This window comes from Clostridium sp. KNHs214, from assembly GCF_000744935.1.
Taxonomy (GTDB): Bacteria; Bacillota; Clostridia; order Clostridiales; family Clostridiaceae; genus Haloimpatiens.
On the sequence record NZ_JQMW01000013.1, the window covers coordinates 414,464 to 440,821 of the forward strand.

Annotated in this window: 25 protein-coding genes, 1 pseudogene and 1 other annotated feature; of the genes and pseudogenes, 4 read left to right on the top strand and 22 right to left on the bottom strand. The window is 29.9% G+C overall.

All coding sequences use genetic code 11. The annotated features are described in order from the left end of the window. Nucleotides 1–67: 67 nt before the first annotated feature. Both metG and CC89_RS17410 read right to left on the bottom strand, forming a co-directional pair. On the bottom strand, nt 68–2,017 hold the full coding sequence (metG, locus tag CC89_RS17405; RefSeq protein WP_035294334.1) for a methionine--tRNA ligase: 1,950 nt from the start codon (nt 2,015–2,017) through the stop codon (nt 68–70). 91 nt (nt 2,018–2,108) lie between these two features. Further along, nucleotides 2,109–2,345, bottom strand: a binding site (T-box leader). 157 nt (nt 2,346–2,502) lie between these two features. Continuing rightward, nucleotides 2,503–3,126 (bottom strand): hypothetical protein, encoded by a 624-nt coding sequence (locus CC89_RS17410; RefSeq protein WP_051931952.1) that lies wholly within the window; start codon nt 3,124–3,126, stop codon nt 2,503–2,505. Between the two features lie 464 nt (nt 3,127–3,590). On the opposite strand from CC89_RS17410, the gene CC89_RS17415 reads away from it, so the two are divergent. Then, complete coding sequence (locus tag CC89_RS17415) at nt 3,591–4,940, top strand: MATE family efflux transporter (RefSeq protein WP_035294336.1); 1,350 nt, start codon at nt 3,591–3,593, stop codon at nt 4,938–4,940. Nucleotides 4,941–6,110: 1,170 nt separating this feature from the next. On the opposite strand, the gene CC89_RS17420 is transcribed toward CC89_RS17415, so the two are convergent. From CC89_RS17420 to CC89_RS17440, 5 genes are all read right to left on the bottom strand, one after another. After that, nucleotides 6,111–6,758 carry a lactate utilization protein gene (locus tag CC89_RS17420; RefSeq protein WP_035294338.1) on the bottom strand — a complete coding sequence of 216 codons (648 nt, stop codon included), beginning with the start codon at nt 6,756–6,758 and terminating at the stop codon, nt 6,111–6,113. Between the two features lie 246 nt (nt 6,759–7,004). Then, nucleotides 7,005–8,681, bottom strand: a complete 1,677-nt coding sequence (locus CC89_RS17425) for a putative ABC transporter permease subunit (protein ID WP_035294340.1) — start codon at nt 8,679–8,681, stop codon at nt 7,005–7,007. Continuing rightward, nucleotides 8,674–9,399 carry an ABC transporter ATP-binding protein gene (locus CC89_RS17430; protein ID WP_035294342.1) on the bottom strand — a complete coding sequence of 242 codons (726 nt, stop codon included), beginning with the start codon at nt 9,397–9,399 and terminating at the stop codon, nt 8,674–8,676. Before CC89_RS17430 ends, CC89_RS17425 begins: the two co-directional genes overlap by 8 nt. 212 nt (nt 9,400–9,611) lie before the next feature. Then, nucleotides 9,612–10,130, bottom strand: a complete 519-nt coding sequence (locus CC89_RS17435; protein WP_035294344.1) for a spore maturation protein — start codon at nt 10,128–10,130, stop codon at nt 9,612–9,614. 109 nt (nt 10,131–10,239) lie between these two features. Continuing rightward, the gene (locus CC89_RS17440) at nt 10,240–10,815 is read right to left on the bottom strand and encodes a nucleoside recognition domain-containing protein (protein ID WP_035294347.1); all 576 of its coding nucleotides are present in this window, start codon (nt 10,813–10,815) and stop codon (nt 10,240–10,242) included. Between the two features lie 704 nt (nt 10,816–11,519). On the opposite strand from CC89_RS17440, the gene CC89_RS17450 reads away from it, so the two are divergent. Next, entirely contained in the window at nt 11,520–12,176 is a 657-nt protein-coding gene (locus tag CC89_RS17450; protein WP_035294350.1) for a class I SAM-dependent methyltransferase, read from the top strand. Nucleotides 12,177–12,872: 696 nt separating this feature from the next. Continuing rightward, a complete protein-coding gene (locus tag CC89_RS21270) occupies nt 12,873–13,148 on the top strand; it encodes a hypothetical protein (protein ID WP_035294351.1) in 276 nt (91 codons plus the stop codon). An 821-nt stretch (nt 13,149–13,969) separates the two neighbouring features. Here the strand turns inward: CC89_RS21270 and CC89_RS17460 are convergent. Beyond that, nucleotides 13,970–15,067 carry an iron-containing alcohol dehydrogenase family protein gene (locus tag CC89_RS17460; protein ID WP_035294353.1) on the bottom strand — a complete coding sequence of 366 codons (1,098 nt, stop codon included), beginning with the start codon at nt 15,065–15,067 and terminating at the stop codon, nt 13,970–13,972. 200 nt (nt 15,068–15,267) lie between these two features. On the opposite strand from CC89_RS17460, the gene CC89_RS17465 reads away from it, so the two are divergent. Further along, a complete protein-coding gene (locus tag CC89_RS17465; RefSeq protein ID WP_035294355.1) occupies nt 15,268–15,453 on the top strand; it encodes an H-type small acid-soluble spore protein in 186 nt (61 codons plus the stop codon). Between the two features lie 154 nt (nt 15,454–15,607). On the opposite strand, the gene CC89_RS17470 is transcribed toward CC89_RS17465, so the two are convergent. The 14 genes and pseudogenes from CC89_RS17470 to CC89_RS20140 form a co-directional block, all read right to left on the bottom strand. After that, nucleotides 15,608–16,273 (bottom strand): HAD family hydrolase, encoded by a 666-nt coding sequence (locus CC89_RS17470; RefSeq protein ID WP_035294357.1) that lies wholly within the window; start codon nt 16,271–16,273, stop codon nt 15,608–15,610. A 364-nt stretch (nt 16,274–16,637) separates the two neighbouring features. After that, nucleotides 16,638–17,774: an ISAs1 family transposase gene (locus CC89_RS17475; protein ID WP_035289540.1), complete on the bottom strand. Its 1,137-nt coding sequence runs from the start codon at nt 17,772–17,774 to the stop codon at nt 16,638–16,640. A 191-nt stretch (nt 17,775–17,965) separates the two neighbouring features. Continuing rightward, nucleotides 17,966–18,508: an NADH peroxidase gene (locus tag CC89_RS17480; RefSeq protein WP_035294359.1), complete on the bottom strand. Its 543-nt coding sequence runs from the start codon at nt 18,506–18,508 to the stop codon at nt 17,966–17,968. Nucleotides 18,509–18,875: 367 nt separating this feature from the next. Continuing rightward, on the bottom strand, nt 18,876–20,525 hold the full coding sequence (locus CC89_RS17485) for a carbon starvation CstA family protein (protein ID WP_035294361.1): 1,650 nt from the start codon (nt 20,523–20,525) through the stop codon (nt 18,876–18,878). Nucleotides 20,526–20,545: 20 nt separating this feature from the next. Then, complete coding sequence (locus tag CC89_RS17490; RefSeq protein WP_035294364.1) at nt 20,546–21,052, bottom strand: DUF8052 family protein; 507 nt, start codon at nt 21,050–21,052, stop codon at nt 20,546–20,548. A gap of 175 nt (nt 21,053–21,227) precedes the next feature. After that, nucleotides 21,228–22,073 carry a CPBP family intramembrane glutamic endopeptidase gene (locus CC89_RS17495; RefSeq protein WP_035294366.1) on the bottom strand — a complete coding sequence of 282 codons (846 nt, stop codon included), beginning with the start codon at nt 22,071–22,073 and terminating at the stop codon, nt 21,228–21,230. Between the two features lie 21 nt (nt 22,074–22,094). Next, nucleotides 22,095–22,298 carry a helix-turn-helix transcriptional regulator gene (locus CC89_RS17500; RefSeq protein ID WP_035294368.1) on the bottom strand — a complete coding sequence of 68 codons (204 nt, stop codon included), beginning with the start codon at nt 22,296–22,298 and terminating at the stop codon, nt 22,095–22,097. A 2-nt stretch (nt 22,299–22,300) separates the two neighbouring features. Further along, nucleotides 22,301–22,573, bottom strand: a complete 273-nt coding sequence (locus CC89_RS17505; protein WP_286161389.1) for a hypothetical protein — start codon at nt 22,571–22,573, stop codon at nt 22,301–22,303. Between the two features lie 604 nt (nt 22,574–23,177). Beyond that, nucleotides 23,178–23,873 carry a flavodoxin family protein gene (locus CC89_RS17510; protein WP_035294370.1) on the bottom strand — a complete coding sequence of 232 codons (696 nt, stop codon included), beginning with the start codon at nt 23,871–23,873 and terminating at the stop codon, nt 23,178–23,180. Between the two features lie 325 nt (nt 23,874–24,198). Then, nucleotides 24,199–24,870 carry a YdcF family protein gene (locus tag CC89_RS21470; protein ID WP_502685635.1) on the bottom strand — a complete coding sequence of 224 codons (672 nt, stop codon included), beginning with the start codon at nt 24,868–24,870 and terminating at the stop codon, nt 24,199–24,201. Then, complete coding sequence (locus CC89_RS17520) at nt 24,821–25,315, bottom strand: GNAT family N-acetyltransferase (RefSeq protein ID WP_035294373.1); 495 nt, start codon at nt 25,313–25,315, stop codon at nt 24,821–24,823. The genes CC89_RS21470 and CC89_RS17520 overlap by 50 nt, the downstream gene beginning before the upstream one ends. 67 nt (nt 25,316–25,382) lie before the next feature. Beyond that, on the bottom strand, nt 25,383–25,832 hold the full coding sequence (locus tag CC89_RS19670) for a GNAT family N-acetyltransferase (protein WP_051931957.1): 450 nt from the start codon (nt 25,830–25,832) through the stop codon (nt 25,383–25,385). Nucleotides 25,833–25,939: 107 nt separating this feature from the next. After that, complete coding sequence (locus tag CC89_RS17530; protein ID WP_081897107.1) at nt 25,940–26,260, bottom strand: GNAT family N-acetyltransferase; 321 nt, start codon at nt 26,258–26,260, stop codon at nt 25,940–25,942. Then, nucleotides 26,250–26,348, bottom strand: a pseudogene (locus tag CC89_RS20140) (cysteine hydrolase); the annotation flags it as partial. The pseudogene CC89_RS20140 and the gene CC89_RS17530, both read right to left, overlap by 11 nt. Between the last annotated feature and the right edge of the window lie 10 nt (nt 26,349–26,358).

Below are 26,358 nucleotides of genomic sequence, written 5' to 3' on the forward strand. Positions count from 1 at the left end.
ACACACTAGCCAACTATCCCACTAACTTCTAGCACTCTAGCCCTCTGAAACCCTAGCACTCTAATAATTATCTCACCTGGCTTCCTGTTGGTAAATCACCTGGAATACTTACAGTAAATAATTTGCTGTCATCGTCAGTGGATGCCGCAAGTATCATTCCTTGTGAAATCTCTCCCCTTAATTTAACAGGTTTTAAGTTAGCAACTAATACTACATATTTCCCTACTAAATCTTCTGGTTTATAGTATTTAGCTATGCCAGATACCACCTGTCTTTCTTCTCCATCTAAATCAACTTTTAATTTTAAAAGTTTGTTAGCTTTTTTCACTGGTTCACACTCTAAAACCTTAACCACTCTTAAATCAATCTTATCAAAATCATCTATAGTTATTTCCGGTTTTAATGGCTGCATAGGCTGTACTTTTTGCGCCTCTGCCTTTGAAAGTTGTTCTTGTCTTATTTTCTCTAACTCTTCTAATTTCTTTTCCACATCAATCCTTGGGAATAAGTTTTGTCCCTTATCTACCTTTGTACCAGCTTTAGTCCCGTCAAAAGATGCTAGTGTATCCCAAGAAGTAAGTTCAACATTTAATTTTTCATTTATTTTTTCGCTAGTTTCTGGTAAGAAAGAAGATACAAGTACTGATACAAATCTTATAGTTTCTGATAAATTATAAAGTACAGTTCCCAATCTCTCCTTTTTGTCCTCTTCTTTTGCAAGAGCCCAAGGCATTGTCTCATCTATATATTTATTAGCTCTCTTTATAAGATTCCAAATGTGATCTAATGCTTCTGGTAATTTGTAACTATCCACAGCCTCGTCTACTTTCTTTGGAGTAGCTAATGCTAAAGAGATTATTTCATTATCTATATGCTCTTTAGCTGTTGGTGCAGGTATTACTGAGTTGAAATATTTCTGAATCATAGCCACAGTTCTTGAAACTAAATTTCCAAGATCATTTGCCAAATCTGAATTAGTCTTATTTATGAATTTTTCATTTGTAAATATTCCATCAGATCCAAACGGTATTTCATGAAGCAGGTAATATCTAACTGCATCTGTTCCAAATTCATTTACAAGAATTTCTGGATCCACTACATTTCCTTTTGATTTTGACATCTTTCCGCCATCAACTAAAAGCCATCCATGTCCAAATACTTGCTTAGGTAGTGGTAAGTCTAAAGCCATTAACATAATTGGCCAATAAATTGTATGGAATCTTATGATATCCTTTCCTACAAGATGTACATCTGCAGGCCAGTATTTTTCCATTAGATCTTTTCTTGAATTTTGATATCCAAGAATAGATATATAATTTGAAAGTGCGTCTATCCAAACATATACCACATGTCCTTTATCAAATTCCACAGGTATTCCCCAGTTAAATGAAGTTCTTGATACACAAAGATCTTGAAGTCCTGGTCGTAAAAAGTTATTTAGCATTTCATTTTTTCTTGACTCTGGTTGTATAAAGTGTGGATGAGTTTCTATATAGTCTATAAGTTTATCTGCATATTTAGACATCTTAAAAAAGTAGGCTTCTTCTTTAGCTTTTTCTACTGGTCTTCCACAATCTGGGCACTTTCCATCTACAAGTTGAGTTTCTGTCCAAAAGGATTCGCATGGAGTACAATACCATCCTTCATAACTGTCTTTGTATATATCCCCTTGCTCATATAACTTATTGAATATTTTTTTAACTGTTTCAATATGGTAGTCATCAGTAGTTCTTATATAATCATCATAGCTTATATTCATTATACTCCAAAGATGTTTTATAGTTTCTACTATTTCATCTACATAAGCTTTAGGCCTAACCCCTTTTTCTTCTGCTATTCTTTGAATCTTTTGTCCATGCTCATCAGAACCTGTCAAAAACATTACATCATATCCTGTAAGCCTTTTGAATCTAGCCACTGCATCTGCAGCAACAGTTGTGTATGTGTTTCCTATATGTAATTTTGCTGATGGATAATAAATTGGTGTAGTTATATAAAAAGTCTTCTTATTTTCCATTTTTCTACCTCCCTTAGTAATATTACTATTTTTTAAATATACATATTAAAATACAAAATAAAAAACGCCTCTATATGAATTTTTATCTCCACATAGAGGCGTAAATATACGCGGTACCACTCTAATTCATCACTAATTTTATAAAAGTGACCTCAAACAGATGACCATCATCATCTTGCAGTATAACGTCTGCTTACGTACTGCCCTACTAAAAATTCAAGCAGTCTGTTCAGGGGCCATGTTCATAAGTTTCTATATTACTGGCTTTCACCTAATCCAGCTCTCTTTAAATACTTCTACTTATTACTCTTCCCGTCATAACATTTAAATAACCATATATAACATCTATAATTATTAATAACTTTTGCACATATTATAACATATGCAAAATTAAATTTAACTTAATGATATAATATAGTAAATCTTATGTCAATACTATATCCTTAATTTCTTCAACTATTAATTTGGATTACTATTTTAAATTTTTAATCTATTCGTCGCTTTACATTATCATATTTAAAGTATACACTTGCCCCGGCTAACCTTTCATAAGTCTTTATATCATAAACTATTTTTCTTCTCTTAAAAAATACAAAAGATATAGCTTCCCAAAGAAAAACCCATCCTCCAATATTAATTCCCTGTGATAACGTTACATATACAATTTCGTTTTTAGCAAAATTAGCCATAATATATGAAAGGGCTAAAAATATAAACGCCACTATTATATATCCAAGATATTTTTTGTAAGATTCTTTTAAAGTTCTTCTTTCTGTATGATAATAAAAAGAATAGTAAGTTTTTAGTCCAGATACTATTATCCTCTCCCTATCTTTATCTTGTATCTCCTTTGGAAGATAAAAACATATATCTATACCATATTTTAAAGGTATATCTTCAGAACAACTCTCCAGAAAAAATACTAAATCTGGGTCTATATCTCTTTTTTTAAAAGATGCATGATCCCAATCGTTAAAAACGTCAGTATATTTATCAAGAGAAATTTCTATAATATAATTTTTTGTTGTAGCATCAACTTCATATATTTTACTCAGATAGTTTGTCTTCTTATAAAACCTCTTTATATCCAGACCATTCGCCCCTTCCAAACTTTAAAACATAAAATTACGCTTATACATTGCTTAATTCATCTATCATATCTTCTATTTCTATTATACATTTATATAGTATTTCCCTTTTTTTCTTATTTAATTTATTAATAACTCAGCTTTCTCACATAAATTTTAATGATCAATTATCAATGAAAGTTCAGTAAATTAATAAATATTGTTTTATTATAAAAAATATATTAACATGATACTGTGCTCTTAATAAAAAGATATTAAATGATTATCCCACAAAAAGCATTACATTGCTTGAATTATGAAATTTCTCTGGAATGAGTTGCATAAGAAGCGAAGGAACTATTTAAATTTATTGTTCCAAGCTCTTATGCAAGTCATGGAGGAGAAATTTCATAATTCCATTACATTGTACCTTATTGTGGGTTAATCATTAAATAATTTTGCAATTATACTGTAAATAAATTGCTATATTAAAAGGGGGAATTTTTATTTTTAAATCACTAAATAAAAAAACAATAAAAGATGTTTTAAAACTAGCCTTGCCTGCTGTGGGAGAAATGACACTTTATATGATGATCTGGGTATTAGACACCATGATGGTAGGTTGGTATGGTGGGGACGTAGGCGTAAGTTCTGTAGGATTAAGTTCTGAGATACTCTATACCTTTGTAAACATATTTATTGCTGTAGGTATATCTGTAGGTGTAACTTCTTTAATAGCTAGAAAATACGGAGCAAAAGATCTTAAGGCAGCTGAGGAATACGCCTCCTTAGGATTTTTCATAGGTTCCATTATAGCATTATTAATATTAATACTTTGCTTTACATTTTGTAAAAATATATTAATTATAGCCGGAGCTAAAGGAGAAATTTTAAAACTAGGTATTGATTATATGAAAATAGCTTCTATAGCACTATTTTTCAATATGTTACTTAGCCTTTTAAATGGAATACTTCGTGGATACGGCAATACTAAAACGCCACTTTTTATTTCTGCTCTAATAAATATAGTAAATTTAGTATTAGACTATATGATGATATTTGGAGTAAAACCTTTCCCTGAGCTAGGTGTAAAAGGTGCTGCGCTAGCTACACTTATAGCACAAGTATTTGGATTTGCATATGCCTTTATATATAATATTAAAAAATCCAAAATAAAACTGCACCTTAAGTACATAAAAAACATTAATTTTTCTAGCTTAAAAAACTTAATAAAATTATCTATACCTTCTTCTCTTCAAGAAGGCGCATTTGATATTTCAAGATTAATAAGTACTTTTATGATAATGCACTTAGGAAGTATTCCCTTTGCTGCAAATCAAATAACCACCACCATAGAATCTCTTTCATTTATGCCTGGCTGGGGTTTTGCCGTAGCTGCAACTACTTTAGTTGGACATAAAGTAGGAGAAAAAAACTACAAAGAAGCCAAAACTTATGCTGATACCTGTGCTATATTAGGTTCTATAATAATGGGTTTATGTGGCTTGACTTTTTTATTATTCCCTAAATTCTTAATATCTCTCTTCATTCAATCCAGTGCTAAAGATGTTATAAATTTAGGTTCTATCTGCTTAATGATAGCCTCAGTAGAACAACCTTTAATGGCCTTTTCTATGATTTACGGTGGAGCCCTAAAGGGTATGGGCGATACCAAAACTCCGTTTATAATAGCCTTTATATCCAGCTGGTTTATAAGACTTCCCCTAATGTACTACATAGTTTATGTTTTAAAATTACCTGTAACATACGTATGGTGGATTACAGCCGTACAGTGGACTTTTGACGGAATTCTTATAATAATCTTATTTAGAAGGAAATTCAAAAACACAATATAAGAATGTTGTGAAGCAAGTGCAATAAAAAAATCTGTCTTTAAGTCCACAATAAATATATTTTCTTAGACTACTCGCAATACGCCAAGAAATTCTAATGTTTTCAAATTTCAATACCCTAAAGCTTTCAAACTCGCTTCTGGCGGCGCTCAAACATGAAAGCTTCTTAACGGGCATTAAAATTTGAAAACAAAGAATTTCTAAGACTAGCTCAATAGTCTTAGAAAATATATTTATTGTTACCTTAAAGACAGATTTTTCAGTTCATGCATAGGCTATCAGAGGAGGAACACAGCTGACTAAAGGATAATTTTCCTCCGTTTCGCTATGGAAAATCTTTTATTGGCGGCAGCCAGCGTAAATACGTAGGCATAATTAGGATTTATATATAAGAATATATAACTTTAATTGTTGGATAAATAAGAACTTGTAGATAAGAAGTAAGAGCTCTTACCTGGTCTACACTACAAATTTAAGATTTATATAAATCAATGCGTCACGGCAAAATATATTAGGCCTTATTTAGTGCTTTATAAAGTTTTTTTGGCGTGAGCTTGTTGATTTATAATGAATGATCGACATATATGTTAAGAAACATATATATGCATTATAACAACAAATTCCAACATCTAGAAACTAAAACCTAGTACTAAAAAACATTTGATGACTAAGGATTTATATTAGTCCCAAAATGATTTAGTGGCAGTTCTTAATTCTCAGGCGGAGTTTATTTAGGCTGGCTATCGCCAATAAAAAATTTTTAAGCCTTTAAAGAAAAGCTATAACTACTCCATTTAATGAAACAGTTATAGCTTTTTGCTATCCCATTTATTTAATTAAAGATTTTCCGTAACATAGTGGAGGAAAATCCTCCTTTAGTAGGCTTCCCTTTCCAACCATAAACATATTAAACTAAAAATCTGATTTTAATGTAGTAATAAATGTGGGATTGGGGACTATTGAACTAGCCGTAGAACTTCTTATGTCTCACAGTTAAAGACCCGTTAAGAAGCTTTCATGTTTCAACGAGGAACGAGTGAGTTTGAAAGCTTTAGGGGCTTTAACTGTGAGACATTTAGAAGTTCTTGGCGTATTGTGAACAGTCCCCAATTACACATTTATTACGGAATTAAAATCAGATTTTTCTTCAATGTATTATTTCACAATTTATTCTTAATATCCTAGTTCTTTGTTTACAATAATAACTTTAACTCTTCCTTTATTTCCAAGATTCTGTTTTCCCATAACTACATAGTGACTGCAGATTCTTCCTGGTGCGCTACAGTCTACACAATATCCAACCTTTGTACATGGGTTATTCTTATTAAGTCTTTTAGCATTTATAGGAGCGGCATAGTTTTTAACTCTATCTTCAGCTTCCCTTAAATCCTTAACTATTTTGTTTATACCTACTATAACTATTACCTGATCTGGTCCATAAATCATAGCAGCTACTCTGTTTCCATTACCATCTATATTAAATAATTCTCCTGATTCAGTTAAAGCATTAGTAGATGAAAAATATGCATCTGCAAAAAAACTTTCTCTATAAATTTTCTTTATATCTTCACCCTTTAATCCTTCTTCATACCTATCTAAAAATTTATATTTTCCATTCCTTAAAAAATCTATAATCCCTGTTTCAAATAATGTCATAGAACCACCTACTGATACTTTGGAACCCTCATTTACAATTTCTTTTACCTTTTGTATAAGTTCTTTTTCATCTTGAACAAAATAGCCTTCCATATTGTTTTTTTCTAGGTTTTCTATTGTCTTCGCCACCCTTTGCTCCATAAACCATTTTACATTTTTATCCACAATATCTACCTCCTACAATTTATATGCTATAAAATATTAAATTCAACTTTGACAGTTATAAAATAGAATTTGAAAATTTATAATTTAAGAGATTCCCTAGGAATTTCAACCTACATTTTAAATTCTAAATTTAAAATGTAATATAAAACTTAAGCTTTATATAAATTACACTACAATATAAAGAACTGCTACTGAAATAATTTTAAAACAATTCAGTAGCAGATACTATATACAATTTTTAATAAATTATTCACCTAATTTGGCAAATCTCTTTACACCCTTTGAACTTATTATAACATATAGAATTAAATCTATTATACCGAAAAGCCCTACTATAAGTAATATAGTATATAATAAATCTAATTCGAATTTTATTACTAAAAACATCAAGGCTCCTATACTTACCCAGGAAATTATCATTTCAAATAATGCATTTAAATTTTGCTTTACCGCTTGCTGTTCATTAGCCCAACTCAATTTAGGATGGTATAAATCAATTAATATACCAAGCATATTTACATAAGCTATAGCTAAAAGTGATAAAATTAGTATTATTATAACTAGTTTTATAGGTACTCTGATTATAGCTCCTGCAATTATAAGCATCATAAGTTCTGCTACAAGACCCATAATAGCTCCTGATAAAATTTTAGCCATTATTTGAGTTTTAAAAGGTACTGGAATGTACTTACAAACATATATATCCTTTCCTTCCCTAGATATAGCTGTGGATGTTATACCATTGGTTCCTGCAACAAAAATTACTATTGCAAAGGCTATTGCTATTACTAATCCACCTATAGATGGATCTTTAAGATGTTCGCCTAAACCTGTCAATTGATCTAATCCATTATTTGAATTTACTGCCATTGGAATTATAAAAAACACTGGCCATAAAAAATTCATCAATATACAATTATAAAAATATATTGGAGTTCTAAATAATAATTTCAACTCTTTTTTAGTATAGGATAATAAAATAGATTGTTTTATGGTGGTTTTACTAAACTCCTTAGAGCTTAATTTCTTTCTCTTTGAAGAGGTTTCTGAAATACCTATAGCTCCCTTAAAGTATAATTTCTCCGCTATAATATTAAATATAAACATTGAAAGTATGCTTATAGAAAGAAATATAAGTAAATTTAAAAGCCCGCTTATATTATCACTATTTATAGCACTAAAAGCTGCAAATTTAGTAGAAGGAAATATCTTAGTTACTATATTTACAAATCCATTATTTCTTTCCATTACCATCTTACTTAACTTTTTAGGATCTAATGAATTTTGGCTAATCTTTTGCATATATGAATTCATAAACAATATTAAGATTAAACCTACAATACCACCAATCTTTCTAAACCTATCCTTATTTTTTGCTAAACCAGTAAAACTCATAATTAACATTACTATTATTGATGAAATAACTAATGGTACTATAGGCAATGTTAAAAATACAATTGCACTATATAAGTAGTATAAAACCGATGCTCCACTTTTTACTCCATATACTACTATTATTGGAAGCATAAATATAGCTTCTGTTAAATACTCATATATTAGAATTGTTACAAACTTAGCTGTTACAATTTCCCAGGGTTTAAAAGGTAGTGGCAAAATATTCTCTACATCCCTAGCAAAATACATAGTGTTTATACAATAAAATATTCCAAAGAAAAATATTAATAAACTGGATATAGCAAAACCTACCCCTAGTATAATGCCTTGCTGATTTATCATCTCAAGTCCCTCATAGAAATTTGATACCATATCTCCTATCATAAATGCTAGAGGTAAAAATGCTATTACCAGAATTAAATACATAAGTTTTTCATTAAGTTTAAATTTGCTTTTTTTCTTATTCTGCTGAAATCCTTCTTTATTAGTTTTTAAAAATAGCTTTATTAAAAGCCAACATTTACTCATTTTCAGTCATCTCCAAGAACATTTTTTCAAGAGATTCATTTTCTTTAAAATGCTCCCTCATTTCATCTAAAGTGCCGCAGAATAAGATTTTACCTTTGTTTATTATAGCTACTCTATCACAGATTTTTTCTGCCACCTCTAAAACGTGGGTAGAGAAAAACACTGTTTTACCTGAATTAGCATGTTCTCTCATCATCTCTTTTAACAAATAAGAAGATTTTGGGTCTAATCCTGTCATAGGCTCGTCTAATATCCATACTTCAGGATTATGTACTAGAACACCCATTATTACTATTTTTTGTCTCATACCATGGGAATAACTTTGAATTTGATCATTTAAGGCCGCTTCCATTTGGAACCTTTTACTTAAGCTTTCTATTCTCGCTTTTCTATCCTCTGCAGAAACATCATAAGCATCAGCCATAAAATTAAGATATTCTATTCCTTTTAATCTCAAGAACATATCTGGACTATCAGGAACAAAACCAAATATTTTTTTAGCTTTCAATGGTTCCTTTGCTATATCTAGTCCGTTTATTTTTATGTTTCCATCAGTAGCTGACAGTACCCCTGTTATCATCTTTATTGTGGTTGTTTTTCCTGCACCATTAGGTCCTAAAAATCCAAATATCTCACCATCTCTTATATTCAAATTCAAGTCCTGTACAGCATAAGCGCTGCCATTATAAGTTTTACTTACCCCCATTAATTCTATCATTTTATTCAAACGCCTCCTTCTATTTAAATTATTACTTTGTTAAGAATTTATAAACATTATATTAAAAAATTGGAACAAAATCAAGTGCGTTTTACGTTCAAAAGAGTTATTCAATACCTTTTATTTCTTTGGCATTATTCTATCTAATGATTTCTCCATTTTCCTCCACAACTCTATTGCATTTAAAAATTCTATTAAATCTATAGCGTCTATCAAAACATAAATCTTGCTAAAGTTACTGCCATAATTATTGCTGTTAAATCAGCAAAGATAGCTGCCCATAGTGTATGCCTTATTTTTTTTATTTTTACTGCACCATAATAAACTGTAAGTGTATAAAATATGGTTTCCGTAGACCCCATAACTATGGAAGCTACTAGCCCTATATAACTATCTGCTCCATATCTCTTTAAAATATCTGTAAATACTCCTAAAGCTCCACTACCCGAAAGAGGCTTCACCATTACCAGTGGTACCACCTCTGGGGGAAGACCTATTATTTTAACTACGGGTCTTACAAGATTAATGAATGCATCTAAAAGTCTTGAATCTGTAAAAACCCCCACTGCTATTAGCATTGCCAATAAATATGGAAATATCTTCACACATATGCCTATACCATCTTTAGCACCTTCTACAAAGCATTCATAAACCTTAACCCCATTTTTCATACCATATATAACTATAAAACCTATAACTATAGGAATTATTGATTTTATAACATAATCCACTTTAACACCCCCAAATATAGGGGGCTAGGGGGCTAGAAGGCTAGTATTGCTCCCTCTCCTCTATAATTAACACCCTAGTCCCTCATTTTACATTCCAAATTTTAAATTTCTAAAAATATCTTTGAAGTACTTTGCAGCAAATACACCCCACCACTGCGGCAGTGCCTGTAGCTATTATGGCTGGTATCATTATGCTAGCAGGATTTTGAGAGTTAGCTGCAGCTCTTATGGATATTACAGAGGTGGGAACTATTTGAATGCAGGCTGCATTTAATACTAAAAATAGAGCCATATCATCACTAGCTCTATTTTTATCTGGATTTAACCTCTGCATATCTTCCATAGCTTTGATTCCAAAGGGAGTAGCTGCATTTGAAAGTCCCATCATATTTGCAGTTAAATTCATAATTATATTTCCTAAAGCCTTTTCATCTCTCCCTGCACTTTTAAATAATTTTTTAAGTATAGGCCTTAACCCCTTTGCCAGCTTATCCGTAAGCCCGCTTTCTTGAGCTATCCTCATAACTCCACACCAAAGGCACATCATACCTACTAGTTTAATCATAAGCTCTACTGTGGAATATGTAGTTTTTACAATGGATTTTGATATAACTTCCCCATTTCCTGTGACTATTCCAAACACTATACTAGAAACTAAAATAATAAACCAAATTATATTTATCAAAACTTACACTCCCTGTATATTCTTTACATAATAATGTATATTCCAGTTCCTATGATTTGAGAATTGAAATTAAATAGTTTTTATTTTGCCAGAAGGCAGTTGTTTGTGTAAATCTTAATTTGTATTATTACAATTAAAATTTTAAAAGAGAAAAATTATATAGGTTTATTTTTTATAAAAATTTGATATAATATAAATAAGAAAAGCTTAGTGCTACCAACGCTAAGCTAATCCTTAGAACATTTATTTTGTTTTAGGGCTATTGGATGAAATTAATATAATGATAATTAAGAAAAGGTGCTAATCTTATGAGGATGGGGCACTTTTTGCTTTGCTTTTAACTTCTATATCAAGACCAAGAAACTTAATCTTAATTTTTAAATGATGTATAAAAAGATTATGTTTCAGAATTAATCTAATCACATAAACAACTGATATACACTTTATAAAAGTATCAAACATATCCAATACCACCTCATAAGCTACAGTGAAATAATTCACCAATAGCCCATAAGGAGGATAAAACATTCAAAACCCCCGTAGCCATCCTATTACGGAATTTTCATATTGCAACTTGGATATTATACCATAATTATGTAGAATAAATATAGTGGTATTAATTAGGGAAACTTCACTTGCAGTAATTACGGAGAACCGTACTATATGGCCACTTATTTTATTAATTTCAATTGGAGGAGATTTAAATGGTAGAGTCAAAAGGATGGGAATGGGAAAAAGCAAACCAGTCACCGTGGTTAAAGCCAACTGATGATGTTTATTATCTTGCTAACAAATGGTCAGAGTTAGGATTTAAAAAAGTTTTAGATTTGGGTGCCGGATTAGGACGACATTCAATATTTTTTGCGCAACAAGGTTTTGATGTATCAGCTATAGACATATCAGATTACGGAGTAAATCATTTAAAAGAATGGGCTAAAAAAGAAAGTTTAGATATTGACGCTAAACTTGGGGATATGGTTTCATTACCATATGAGAACAATTATTTTGACTGTGTATTTGCTTATCATGCTATTTCACATGCAGATATAGAAGGAATAAAGAAAGTTATATACGAAATAGAACGAGTTCTAAAGCAAGGTGGAGAAATATATACATCAATGTGCTCTAAGGAATCTTGGGATTTTAGCAAGTCTGGATTTCCTAAAATAGATGAAAATACAGTGTTAAATAAAGAAGATGGTCCTGAGAATGATGTTCCACATTTTTATGCTAATTGTGAGGATATTTTAAGCATATTTCATAATTTTGATATAGAAAGGATACGTCATATAGATTATTGCTACCTAAATCATGAAAAAATAGATTGCAAGTATTACTATATAAATGGACGTAAAAAATAGTGAGTAATTAGTTACATTAAATCAGCCTTTAAGTTAGTACTCACTTTAAAAATATTGTGAAGCAAGTGCCGTAAGAAAAATCACACTTTAAGTCCGTGAAATAATTGTAATTTGGGACTAATCACAATACGCTAAGAACTTCTACATGTTTGCAGATTTCAATTCCCTAAAACCTTAACTCGCTCCTTGCGTCCCTCAAACAAGAAGGTTTCTTAACGAGAATTGAAATCTGCAAACATAAGAAGTTCTAAAGCTAGTTCCATAGTCCCCAATTCCAATTGTTTCACTCCCTTAAAGTGTGATTTTTCGGTTCATGCATAAGCTATCTATGGGGGAATGCAGCTAACTAAAGGATGATTTTCCTCCACTACGTTACGGAAAATCTTTAATTTATAAAAAAGAAAGCACTCAGAATATTTTTTAGGCGTAGCCATTGGGTTACTTTTCAATCCTAGTTACTAGCCAATAAACAATTATTAAAATAAAATATTGGATAAAATTTAATATATTTTGGCGTGAGCCCAATGTCATCAAGCTAAACTGAAAATACAAGATTTTAAGGAACTATATTTCAAAAGATGGGGAGTTGAAATAAAATATGATGAATTGAAAAATCGACTTGAAATAGAGAATTTTTAAGGAACAACCAAAATAACAATTGAGCAGGATTTTTACGCATCAATTTATCTATCGAATATGATTGAGCTAGCTCGCAAAGATAGTGATGATATTATAAAAAGTGAAAGAAAAAATAAAGCTAATAAGCATGAATATAAAACTAATTTAAATGTTTTAATAGGCAGCTTAAAAGACAAATTAATAATAATGCTTTTGGAACCAAGTCCAAGAAAAAGAAATAAAATTTATAAGGACATCATGAAACAAGTTGCTAAAAGCAGTATTCCAATACGACCTGATAGACAAAATGTACGTGTCAAAATAATTACAAGAGGAAAGTATAGAAAAAAATAAAAAACGTAGCTTATAAATCCTAAAATCAGGACTATATTTTTGATGTTGACACTATAAAAATCTTTTCAGATTTGTAGTGTCTATTTCTTGTGCAAAAAAATACAAATAACTAGCTTTACATTTATAAATTATTAATGTCATAATTAATTATCCATATTATTGAATATTAAATTGATGACATTGGGCGTGAGCCTGTTGATTTATAATGAATGATCGGCATATATGTTAAGAAACATATATATGTATTATAACAACAAATTCTAACATCTAGAAACTAGAAACTAGTCCTAGTACTAAAAAACATTTGATGACTAAGGATTTATATTAGTCCCAAAATGATTTAGTGGCAGTTCTTAATTCTCAGGCGGAGTTTATTTAGCCTGGCTATCGCCAATAAAAAAATTTTTAAGCCTTTAAAGAAAAGCTATAACTACTCCATTTAATGAAACAGTTATAGCTTTTTGTTATCCCATTTATTTAATTAAAGATTTTCCGTAACATAGTGGAGGAAAATCTTCCTTTAGTAGGCCATATCCCCTAGAAGCAATGTACGCATGAACTGAAAAATCTGTCTTTAAGGTAACAATAAATATATTTTCTTAGACTATTGAGCTAGCTTTAGAAATTCTTTGTTTTCAAATTTCAATACCCGTTAAGAAGCTTTCATGTTTGAGCGCCGTTAGAAGCGAGTTTGAAAGCTTTAGGGGATTGAAATTTGAAAACATTAGAATTCCTTGGCGTATTGCGAACAGTCTAATAAAATATATTTATTGTGGACTTAAAGACATATTTTTCTTATGGCACTTGCTTCACAATATATTCTATATAAGACTATTTTTATAAATATTATATACGTCTTCTCTCTTAACTTCATAAGGATGATTTTTAAGCTTAGCTTTATTACTTATCATACTCTCTGTATAATTATTTATTTCCTCATTACTTATAGAAATTTCACAAGGTAAAAGAGTTCTTAAATAATCTCCCAATTCATTTAAATCTCTCATACCCATTAAATTAAGTATAGTGTCAACTTTTTCTTTATCTTCACAAAAACCTAAATATTCTTTAAGTAAAAGTCCATTAGCCATACCATGAGGTATCTTGTGGAAATATGTAAGTGCATATCCCATGCCATGAGGAAGAGAAGTACCTGATTGAGCTATAACCATTCCGCCTAAAGTAGACATTAACATAAGTTTTTCTCTTATTTCATAGGCAAACTCTTTTTTATACAATGCATCTTTGCAAGCTTTAAATAATGTAAGCCCCTGTTTTGCTAAAGCATCGCTTATTATATTGGCATTAGCAGATAAATATCCTTCTATAATATGAGATAAAGCATCTATTCCAGTATTTATAGTTACATTATCTGGGGTTGCCATAAGATACTTAGCGTCTAAAAGAGCAATTTTAGGGAACACCTTGTGCGAAAAGCCCTTCTTAGTTTTTTCTTTGTGATTTGTAAAAATAGCATATTGAGTAACTTCTGAACCTGTCCCAGCAGTAGTTGGTATAGCTATTACGGGAATGGATTCCATTAGTGTTTTTGAGTACAAGTCTTCCTTTTTAGCTTGTGGATTGTTTATTAAAACTCCTATCCCCTTAGCTGAATCTAGTGGAGATCCCCCTCCTATCCCTATTATAAAATCTACCTTTTCCTCTTTTCCTATTTTTGCTCCTTCTTCAGCTAATTCCATAGGTGGATTTTCTTCTATCTTATCAAAAATGGAGTATTCTATATTTTCTTCTTTTAATACCTTTGTTAAATCATCTAAAGAGCCATTTTTCTTTGCAGAATTTTTTCCTGTAACAATAAGAGCTTTTTTACCAAACTCCTTAAAGATATCCTTCTTTTTTTCTACTATATTTTCTCCATAAAAAATCTTTGTAGGCATTGAATAATTAAAATCTTCCATCATTTTAACCCCCTCGTAATAATTAATTTAATCTGTATGAAAATTATAACATTTGTAAACATTACCTGCCACAAAGATAAAAGATTTTACAGTCTCGATTATAAATATTTTATAACATTTGTAATTAATTTTTAAAATATAGGTATAAAATAATTATTTTCGTTAAAAATAGTATTGAAGTAACATGGGAGGTGGAAGATTTGGACTACTCTAGAGCAAAACAAATTATAGATACTAGGAACAATATACCTGTATATTATAAAAATACACCTATATGGATAGAGGAATTAGATAAAGATAAAGGCACAGCAGAAGTTAAAAATTTAAATACAGATAATTACATGGTAGTTCCTATAAAGACTCTAAACGAATTAAATTTAAAGTAATTTGTCCTTCCAGAGATGTAGGGTTAATTTTTCTCTATGTTTCTATAATATTAATATATAACATTTCCTAAATTAAAAAAGGTATTGAGATTTAAAATTCTCAATACCTTTTTTATATATTAAAGCACATTCAAATAAATAACAAATCAGTATGCTAGTCTCTTTTAGCACAAATATCTTCTAAATCTTTAAGACATAAACTGTGTAAATCCTCTACTTGTACATCTGCTAAACTCAAATCTTGATTTCCAGAATTTTTATTTATAAAACCCACACAATTTATATTTGCCCTTTTAGCTGCTATAACTCCCTTATTTGAGTCCTCTATAATAACAGCTTCCTCTGGTTTTACCTTAAAATAATCTAAAGCTGCTAGAAATAATTGTGGATCTGGCTTACTCTTAGTAAAGTTCTCACCACTTAATACCAAGCCAAAATATTCTTTAATTTGTAGCTTATCTAAAATTAAATTTATAAAACTCATTGGTGAGGAAGACGCTAATGCTACTTTTATTCCAGTTTCTTTTAATTCTTTTAATAAATCCACTACTCCCTTTATAGGTTCTGCATGATTTTTATTATAATATTTTATGTTTTGCAGCAATTCTTCTTTAGTTAAATCTTCCACTGTTTCTTTTAAACTATATTTCTCTTTAAAATCACTCCAAATATCCTTATTACTTTTTCCAATTAAATCCATAGCCTCTTCATCAGTTAAATTTATTCCATATTTTTTGTATGCAGCTAAAGATATTTTATTATGTATAGGTTCACTGTCTATTACAACTCCATCCATATCCCATATAACTAATTTAAGCAAAAAGATACCCCCTTATTTAACTATTCTTCTCAAGTACATTAATATATTATTCAACTTACCCATTTATAAAATTATATTTCCTTTATTCATCTAATGAAGAACTTAAGAATTATGTGAGAAAGTTGAGTATATTATTTTAATCCTGTGTTTATTAATGATTATAGTACATCTATATGCATTACACCATAAATTTACCCAACAAAAAAGCCGGCCTAAAGGCCAGGGCAAACGCATCTTTATATTGTATTTCTTTCAATATAAAGATGCGTTTTTATAAAATATGTAAAATAAATGAGCTACTATAAATAAAGTGAATATTGAAAAAACTATTCATAGACTTTCCCTAGTGGTATTTTAATATTCTTTATTCTTTACCTCGTAGAGGGTCGAAAATAACTTTTTCTAGATATTTTTTATCTAATGCACATTTAACTTTTTTTATATTTAAACTTTTCTTTAAAGTTTTTTCTTGTCTAAGTAGATTTAAGGCTAAATGTCGTAAGACAGCCAAATTTTCAGCTGAATTATCTTTTCTAGCTCTACATTTATCCTCATTAAAAGATACGTCTAAAACCCAATGGAGCTTATTTTCTATACCCCAATGTTGCCTAACTGCATTTGAGAATAACTCTATAGACTCTAAACTTGTTATATAGTAGCTTCGCTCAAAAGTTTCTTTATCTCCTACAATTCGTTTTCTTTCAACCATACCTATAGATTGAATGTTTCTCCAGTCTTCTTTATTATCTAGCCATGAAATTTCATTAACTAAAAAGTATTTTCGTGCTTCAATTCTCCCATGATCTTTATCATGAGTAGTATGGGTTTGTACTTTTATATCTGTACTTTTATATCTCAATATAGAGTCAAAAAATAATTCAACATTGTCATGAAGAGTTTTCTGATTTTCTTTTAATGCCAACACATAGTCAGCCTCTTTTTCTATAATAACTTCTGCTATTTTCTTTTGAGTTCCCATAGCATCAATTGTAACAATAGTATCTTTTAATTCTAATAGTTCAATTAATTTTGGAATTGCTGTGATTTCATTTGATTTATCATCTGTTTTGATTTGCCCTAAAACTACCTGATTCTGATTTGCCCAAGCACTAACCATATGAATTGATTTTTGATTTGAACTATTACAAGATGATCCTCTCACTGTTTTACCATCTATAGATACTACTTCTCCATTTACTAATTCAGCTAAATTCTTCATTAATTCATTAAAACATTTTTGAAATTGTTTAGGATTTATTTGGGAAAATACCCTATTGAATGTATCATGTGAAGGAATTCCATTAGGTAACTCAAAATATTGCTTTAGCCACTCTTCACTTGACTCTCCAAATTCTTCAATTTCATTATAAGATTCCATTCCACTGGTTACAGCACATAGTGCTATACCGATTATATCTATAAATTTATGTCTCTTGTTATCGCCTCGTGGGTCTTCGACCTCATTAAATGCATCAAATATTATACTTTCAATATCAAACATGTTTGGTTTAATAATAATCTTCCTTTCTATCTTTTGTACAATTTAAATTATAAGCATTATTTCAACAAAATAAAAGGGCTAGCGCCAAAAAATCATATGCGTTTGCCCTGGCCTAAAGGCCAGCTCTTTTATTAAAAAATTGAGGAAGATTATTGGGATGTGTTCTTATATATTAATTTTGGGGATTACTATTATTTGAAATATCTGTTTAATAAACCTTTGAATGCACAACCGTGACGAGCTTCATCTTTGCACATTTCATGAACTGTATCATGTATTGCATCGTAGTTTAACTTTTTAGCAAGTGTTGCTAAATCTTTCTTACCTTGACATGCTCCATGCTCTGCATCTACTCTCATTTGTAAGTTTTTCTTAGTACTATTTGTTACAACTTCTCCAAGTAATTCAGCAAATTTAGCAGCATGTTCAGCTTCTTCAAAAGCTATTCTCTTATATGCTTCTGCTATTTCTGGGAAACCTTCTCTATCAGCTTGTCTACTCATCGCAAGGTACATACCAACTTCTGTACATTCTCCAGTAAAGTTTGCTCTCAATCCTTCTATAACTTCTGGATCTACATCTTTAGCTACTCCTATTACATGTTCATCTGCCCAAGACATTTCATCCTTTTTCTCTACAAATTTATCTTTTGGTGCTCCACATATAGGGCATTTTTCTGGAGCTTCTTCTCCTTCATAAACATATCCACATACTGTACAAACAAATTTTTTCATAACAAAATTCCTCCTATCAAATTCCATTTAATATTATTATTTTAATAATCAGTTAGGTTTTAATTTTTTCTTAACTTGTAATCAACCTTATGGCTCTATTATATATTGTTAAATATTATTTGTCAACTACTTTTTAATATTTATTAATAACAATTATTCAATGTGTTTTTACCTCTACTTAGGTACATGAGAAGAAATAACAAGTCAAAGATGCTATGCTAATATATTTTGTGTCAAACAAAGAAGAAGGTTCCGCCTTTGGTAGGACTATCGGGGAGTTACTGTGGGTTAATCATAATATACTAAAAAATCACAAATATAAAGCTAGCGCCTAAGCACTAGCTTTATATTTTATATTTATTTGTTACTAAGCCTTGTAATTCTCTCCTGCCGTTATAGTTTTATTCTTCAAAGATTTTATAGCCTCTACTATTAATACTATTGATAAAATAGCTAATAACACTGACAATATTAACAAAACACCATACTTGCTGAATTCACCACCTATTACCAACTTCATATTATCTTTTATCATCAATCCTAATGCAGCTAAAGTTACGGCAAACATAAATATCATTGGTATAGTAGCCATTTTATGCTCTTTACCACATTTCTTTAGCCATACAGCTAGTGATAACAAAGCTAGTGCTGCCAATAATTGATTTGCTGCCCCAAATAATGGCCATATTAATTCCCAGCCCTTAAATGTCAATATTCCTCCAAAAGCTACTGTTATAGCTGTGGAAACAAATCTATTAGTTAATATATTACCTTTTTTATCAGAAGTCTTATAGGATTCAAAGAACTCTTGGAATATAAATCTTCCAATTCTTGTAGCCGTATCTAAACTAGTTAGTGCAAAAGCTGAAATTGCAAGAGCTGTGAAACTCTTTCCAACTTTAAATGGTATTCCAAAGCTATCCATAAAAGTTCCAAGTCCTGTGGAAAATACATTTACTGGCCCTCCATCTTTAAGAAGTGATCCAAGCTGTCCTTTTGTAAGATATGCTGCTGTTATAATAGCTACTACAGCCAAAACTCCTTCAATAAGCATTGCACCATATCCTATTGGTTTTATATCCTTTTCATTGTCTAATTGTTTAGATGATGTTCCAGAACCTACTAATGAATGGAAGCCAGAAATAGCACCACATGCAACAGTTACAAACAACATAGGAAATAAATATTGTCCTCCTACATTAAAAGATGTTACAGGCTCTAATTTAATAGCTGGATGCATCACTATAATTCCAATAAATCCACCAATCATCATAGCATATAATAAGAAAGAGTTTAAATAATCTCTAGGCTGTAACAATATCCAAACTGGTGTTACAGATGCTATAAATATATATGCTAATAATATTATAAGCCACGTAGATTTGGATAGACTAAGAGGAAATCTCATTCCAAGCCATATGCATAAAAACAACAAAACTACACCTATAACAGTACTTATACCAAGTCCAAAACCTTTTCTATAAACACAAACACCAAATACAACTGCCAAAATCATAAATAATAAAGAAGAGGTTGCTGCTGATGGAACTGCTACAAATGTATTAGCGCATATATTTGTAAAAGCTGCTACAACTAATAGTAAAGTAAGCCATGCAAATATTGAGAATAATCTTTTTCCTCTTCTTCCCATATTATTTTCTATAACTTCACCTACAGATTTACTATCATATCTTACGGATGCAAATAGTGATCCCATATCATGAACTCCACCAAAAAATACACTACCTATAATTATCCATAAAAATACTGGAACCCAACCAAATATAGCTGCTGCAATAGGTCCTACTATAGGTCCTGCTCCTGCTATAGATGCAAAATGATGCCCTAGAAGCACCGGAGTTTTAGTAGGAACATAGTCTATTCCATCATTTCGCGTATGAGCTGGTGTAGGCTTATTTACATCTATTCCCCATTTTTTCACAAGCCATCCACCATAAGCTGTATAAGCTATTAAGAAAAGAATAATTGCCACTAATATTAATAAAGCTGAATTCATTAATAAAGCCCCCTTTTTATTCAATTTTTACTTTCTAGCATAAATCTTTTACTATCCTCCTTTCCAAATTTATTAGTGTATATTTCCCGGGTCATAGGGTTTATGAATACCATTTTCACATTAACCCAGCCTTTTAGTCCTAAAAAAAAACTTTTATAATATTTAAATTTCTTAATAGCCTTTTTTGTACCTTCATCTAATTGAATATCTCCACACAATACAAAAGTAATAATGCTACTCATATGCTCATTACTTACATTCACTATATCCTCTACATTTTCATTTATAAACTCTCTAATACCATGTATATATTCACTACTTAACGATTTTATGTTTTTATAAAATATATACTCATTATTTTCAAAAGCATCAATTTCATTTTTTCTCGTTAATAGGTATTTAACGGTTCTATTATTGAACTTTGCAAACATTTCAAAATCCTTATTAAACATTCTAATATTAAAACTCATATCATAATAAGCTTTAAACTTCTCTGAAATTTCCCTCATATATTCTATATCTTTCATAACTTAATACCTCTCAAACATTCATAATCCATTTTACATTATTATACCATTATTACATTTTATTTCAATATAATATTTGTTTACCACCATATAAAGAAACGTAAATAAAAAATACCCATGTTTTACACACAGGTATAGCTATAAAAACTTATCACTAATAGTTAGACGTATTTGTCTAAGAATTTTTCTTATGATATTCATTCAGTTTTTCATTCTCTATTATTTCTAATAACTTTTCCTTTCTTAACAAAACCAATATTGGTATTAAATATATAATATAACTAATAAAATTTACGTAGCTGTAACTGTTTATTTGATTGATAACTGAATTAGTTCCAAATAATCCAGATCCTATCAAAGAACTGAAATCCATAAAAGCATGAAGAATAACCACTACCCATATATTTCTTGTTCTTAAGTAAATAGTAGCAATTAATGCTCCAAGAACTGCAGCTCCCACTGCTTGTATGAATGAACTTTTAATAGAAACTCCAGAAAAAACATTTGTCATATGTGCAGCACCAAATATTACACTAGATATAATAATTGAAGCATAAATTCCCCTTGGTGTCTTATTAAACTTATCTAAGAGCAAATTCAATATAGTTCCTCTAAATATAAATTCTTCAGATATCCCTATTCCAATCATAGTAGCAATAAATATTGCAATTTGTGATAAAGGCAATAATTTATTAGCGTCTCCATTTTCTATAACATTCATCAATGTAAAAATAGTTCCTAAGAAACATATAACAACTAGAAATCCTCCTACAAAAAGCCCTTTCAATATACCTGTACCTTTTTCTTTAAGAATATATTGTTTTCCTACTAAGTGCATAATTATTAATGATAAAATTATTCCAATACATTCTGCCATTAATTGTAGTCCATAGCCTTTAAACTTTGTTGAAAATGGAATTATCCAGTTTGTACATTTAAGTATAGTTAGGTAAATAGCAGGTATCAATATACACAATACTAATGTGTGTTTTTCTTTTAAAAAGTCAATCTTATCTTTCATTTTTATATACTCCCTTTAATATCAATCTTTAAATTCAAATAATTTTTCTACTGATACATTAAATACTTTTGCAATATCCATAGCCATTTTAGGTGATGGATTATATCTACCATTTTCCAAGTGAACAATGGTTTCCCGCCTTACTCCTATTAATTCAGATAATTCGCTTTGTTTCATTCCTGCATTTTCTCTGTATTCTTTAACTTTAGTTACTAATTTGGACATTATTACATCCCCTTTGAATCAAGCACACAAAATATAACACTGCGTAATACAGTAAGTATACACAAACCACCAACTATTCCATATCCTATAATTATTGAATTTGTGTTAATCATTACGCAAGGCAAAAGTAAAATACCAAAAATAACATAAGATAATTTAAAGCAGATAGTATCTGTTTTACTAAGAATTTCTTTTGCATATTCATCAAATATATCTCGATTTCTTTTTACTATATGCAAACTTACAAACATACATGCTAATATAGCATATTGCAAATATTTCGCTCTAAAACGCTATTATGTAAAACTCTTCATGAATACAATACCGTTATTTCCTATAACTGTGCATATTTCAAGAATTGCTAACAGCTTAATCCATAAAACATCTAAAAAAATATACTATTATAAAAACTTAAGAGGTCTCGTTATAAGACCTTTTTGCTTTATATTAATATTATCTTATGATTATCCCACAAAAGCATTATATTACCTGAATTATGAAATTTCTCTGGAATGACTTGCATAAGAAGCAAAGGAACTGTTTAAATTTAATTTTAGAAATTCTTCTTTTAGACAGATAAAATTATCGTAAGCCTGGCAATGACGCCAGGCTAGCGAACCTGAGGCAGGACGCTGAATGTGAGCGTTAGATAATTTTATATGGCTAAAAGATTAGAATTTCTTAAATTAAATTTATTGTTCCTAGCTCTTATGAAAGTCATGGAGGAGAAATTTCATAATTCCACTACATTGTACCTTATTGTGGGATAATCATCTTATATTTTAAAGAAAATACATTCCCTAGACTAATATTATGCTACTATAGCTTTACAAATTTCACCAGAACAGATTTGCTCACAATCAATCTAAAAATGATCGTTTATACTTTTATCCATCCTTTATCAACCCAGTGCTGATTATCAACAGATAATATCTTTTCTTTTTTGGCAACAGCCTGATGCATCATTTTAGTTATGGCGAATTTAACACTTACTTTTATTCCTTTATGTGCTGGATGCATTCTTTTATATTTTCGGGCAATGTTTTTGGTTTTTCTCATAATAATACTTTTGCGCTTATTGGATAGTTCATCCCAAATAACACCCTCAAGCAATCCTATACCTAACTTTTTAATGTGAGAGACTCCAAGCCAAGATAGACTTGTTGAAATGTCTTTTTGTGCTCCACCATTAAATATACCTATAGCATTTGTCAAAATCACAGCTCTTTTCTTAAACATTCGTTCATCAGGTCTATGTACCATCCAATGCACACACAAATGATCAAGTAAAGCTTTCATCTGCGAAGTAGTTCTTAGGGCATAAACAGGAGAAGCAAATATAAGCAAATCAGCATTTAAAATAGCCTTCCAAATAGGCATAACATACTCTGCATGAGGGCAAAACTGCTCGCCTTTAAAAAAACAATTTTTACATCCGCAGCAAAAATGAGGTAAATCCTTTGGTAAATAAAATTCTGTTATTTCATTTCCATCACGCAAATTATCTAAAAAACTTTCTTTTATATTATAGGTACAACCTTTTATTTCTGTTCCATTTATCACAAGAATCTTCATATTATTAACTTCCTTAAAATATAATTTATCATAATGTTATATAACCAATCTTTACTATCTTATGGTACTCTTCATAAGCATAGTACCGTAATTTACCCTAAATGTACATATCTTAAGCACCACTAACATAACTTACCCAATAAAGTACATATAATCCAACTGGAATATTGGAGATAGATTCTTTTGAAATATTTATATTGGATTAGAATCTTGAATATTGTAATATGGATAAGATTATCGATATTAATTATAGGCTTGATGACATTGACCGCTAGCTAGTACTTCTTTATATGATAGTATACTAAAATTACGAAACAGTATAGTATTAGTGTCTTTTTATTTTAGTTTTGGTCATTATATAATTCTCCCACATATATATAGCAATAATATAAAGATAAGAGAATTCTCTTGGATAGTTAGATTTCTCCATTTTATATGTAACGTTAAATTTTGATAAAAAATAGTTAGAACGTCTTAAATGCCAGGGAGAAGTTACTACCATTGCTGATGACCAATTTTTGTCTACCATTATCTTTATTGAATTTTGAATATTTTGATATGTATTTCTTGATTTATTCTCTTTAATCAAACAACTATTTGGAATACCTAATGATTCTGCGAAATTAGCCATAATATCTGCTTCTATATATTTATTATAGACTCCTCCACCCGAACATATAACGTTATTAGCGTATCCATTATTAAATAATTCAACTGCCTTTATAACTCTTTCCCTCATTATCGGAGAAGGCTTCCCATTCTGTAATGCAGGAAATCCTAAAATAATTATCACATCAAATCTATCCTTTTTTAATTTTGTTGCAGGAGATTTATAAAACAAAAGAGGATATACGTTGATTAATACAAGGATTATAATAATAAAAATTAAAACACTTATTGCCATATATTTTAATAAAATAATAACATCCATTTCCTTTTGTACTCCATTATAATCTCCACCAAAGAGTTTCTCCACGTTTATATTTTCTGAATCCACAACGCTCTAAAATCTTTTGGGAGGCCAAACCTTCTAAATCAGTTTCAGCAATTACACTTGTAACACCATTTCGTTTTAATGCCCACTCACACATTGCTTTTGTAGCTTCTGTCATATATCCGTTGTGCTCAAACTCCTTACCTAGACCATAACCAATCTCAACTTCACCATTTTTATTAGGAATATCTTTAAAATCTGCTGAACCAACTACAACTCTATCCTCCTTGCGAATTAAGAAAAAAAAGCTATGCCATAAATAATTGTTAGGGTCTTTTTGAGTTATTTCATATTGTCCCTTTACTATTTCAAGAAAAAATCCTTCCATTGGCTCTGCCTTATAGGAACAGTCCAATTCTTTTTCAAGTTCAGGAATATCTTCAATCCATAGTTTTAATTGATTAGGAGTTAGAGGGATAATCTCCAAGCGTTCAGTTTGTATTATCATTTTATTTCCTCCATTAAATAAAATCTTCCTGTAAAACAGCTCTACAAATTGGAATCTATCTACATTTTTATATATTTAAATGATATCTCAATGCATCTTCAGTAGGGTTATCATAATACCCTTTAAAAGTTTCTACATTTCTGAAACCAAAATCACTAAATACTTTTTGCATTGGGTAGTTTGTAACTCTTGTCTCTCCTCTAAAATCTTTCATTCCTTCTTTTTTCATCTCATTTATCATTATTTCAAATAATTTATGAGCTAATTTTTGTCCTCTAAAACAACTTTTAGTTCCTATATTAGTAATTTTAACATAATTTTCTTCTTTTCCCCAATTGAATATCATTAAATATGCAATTAATTCATTATTTTGTTTCACCAAATAAATAATATTATGTTCTAAATCACCTAAAATTTCTTGCCATAATTCATTATCCCAGTGATTTACTCCAAAACATTCTTTATCTAACTCTAATAATTCATTTTTATCTTTTAAATTAAACTTAACTATTTCCATAAATTATTTCCCCTTCCAATTTACTATTTACCAAATTGTTTTACGCCTCTCATATATCATAATATAATAAAATCTCTAAGTAAAAAATACAATTTTGTTATAACCTTTTATAAACAGCTCTCCATTAATAGTCTATCTTTAATAATTCCTATACTTCCAACTGTATCTTTCTTTTTACTTATTACCTTGAAATTATTAGCCTTATAACATAGTTGTGCTCTTATATTACATTCATCTGTCCAAAGAAAAACTTTCTTATATCCCATTTCTTTAAGAATATCCTTAATTTTTTTTATTGTACTGCTTCCATAGCCTTTCCCCCAGTGTTCTGGAAATATTGCTATCATTTTAAGCCAGGCACTTCTATCTTTTGACTGTAATCCATTTATTCCAACCCATCCTATAGGTAATTCATTCTTCAAGTCCACATTTTATAGTAGCATCAATGCAATAATCCATTTGAAACCCTACAATGATTATATCTTTTTCACCGTTATTTACCAAATATTCCAATACTAGTTTTGAT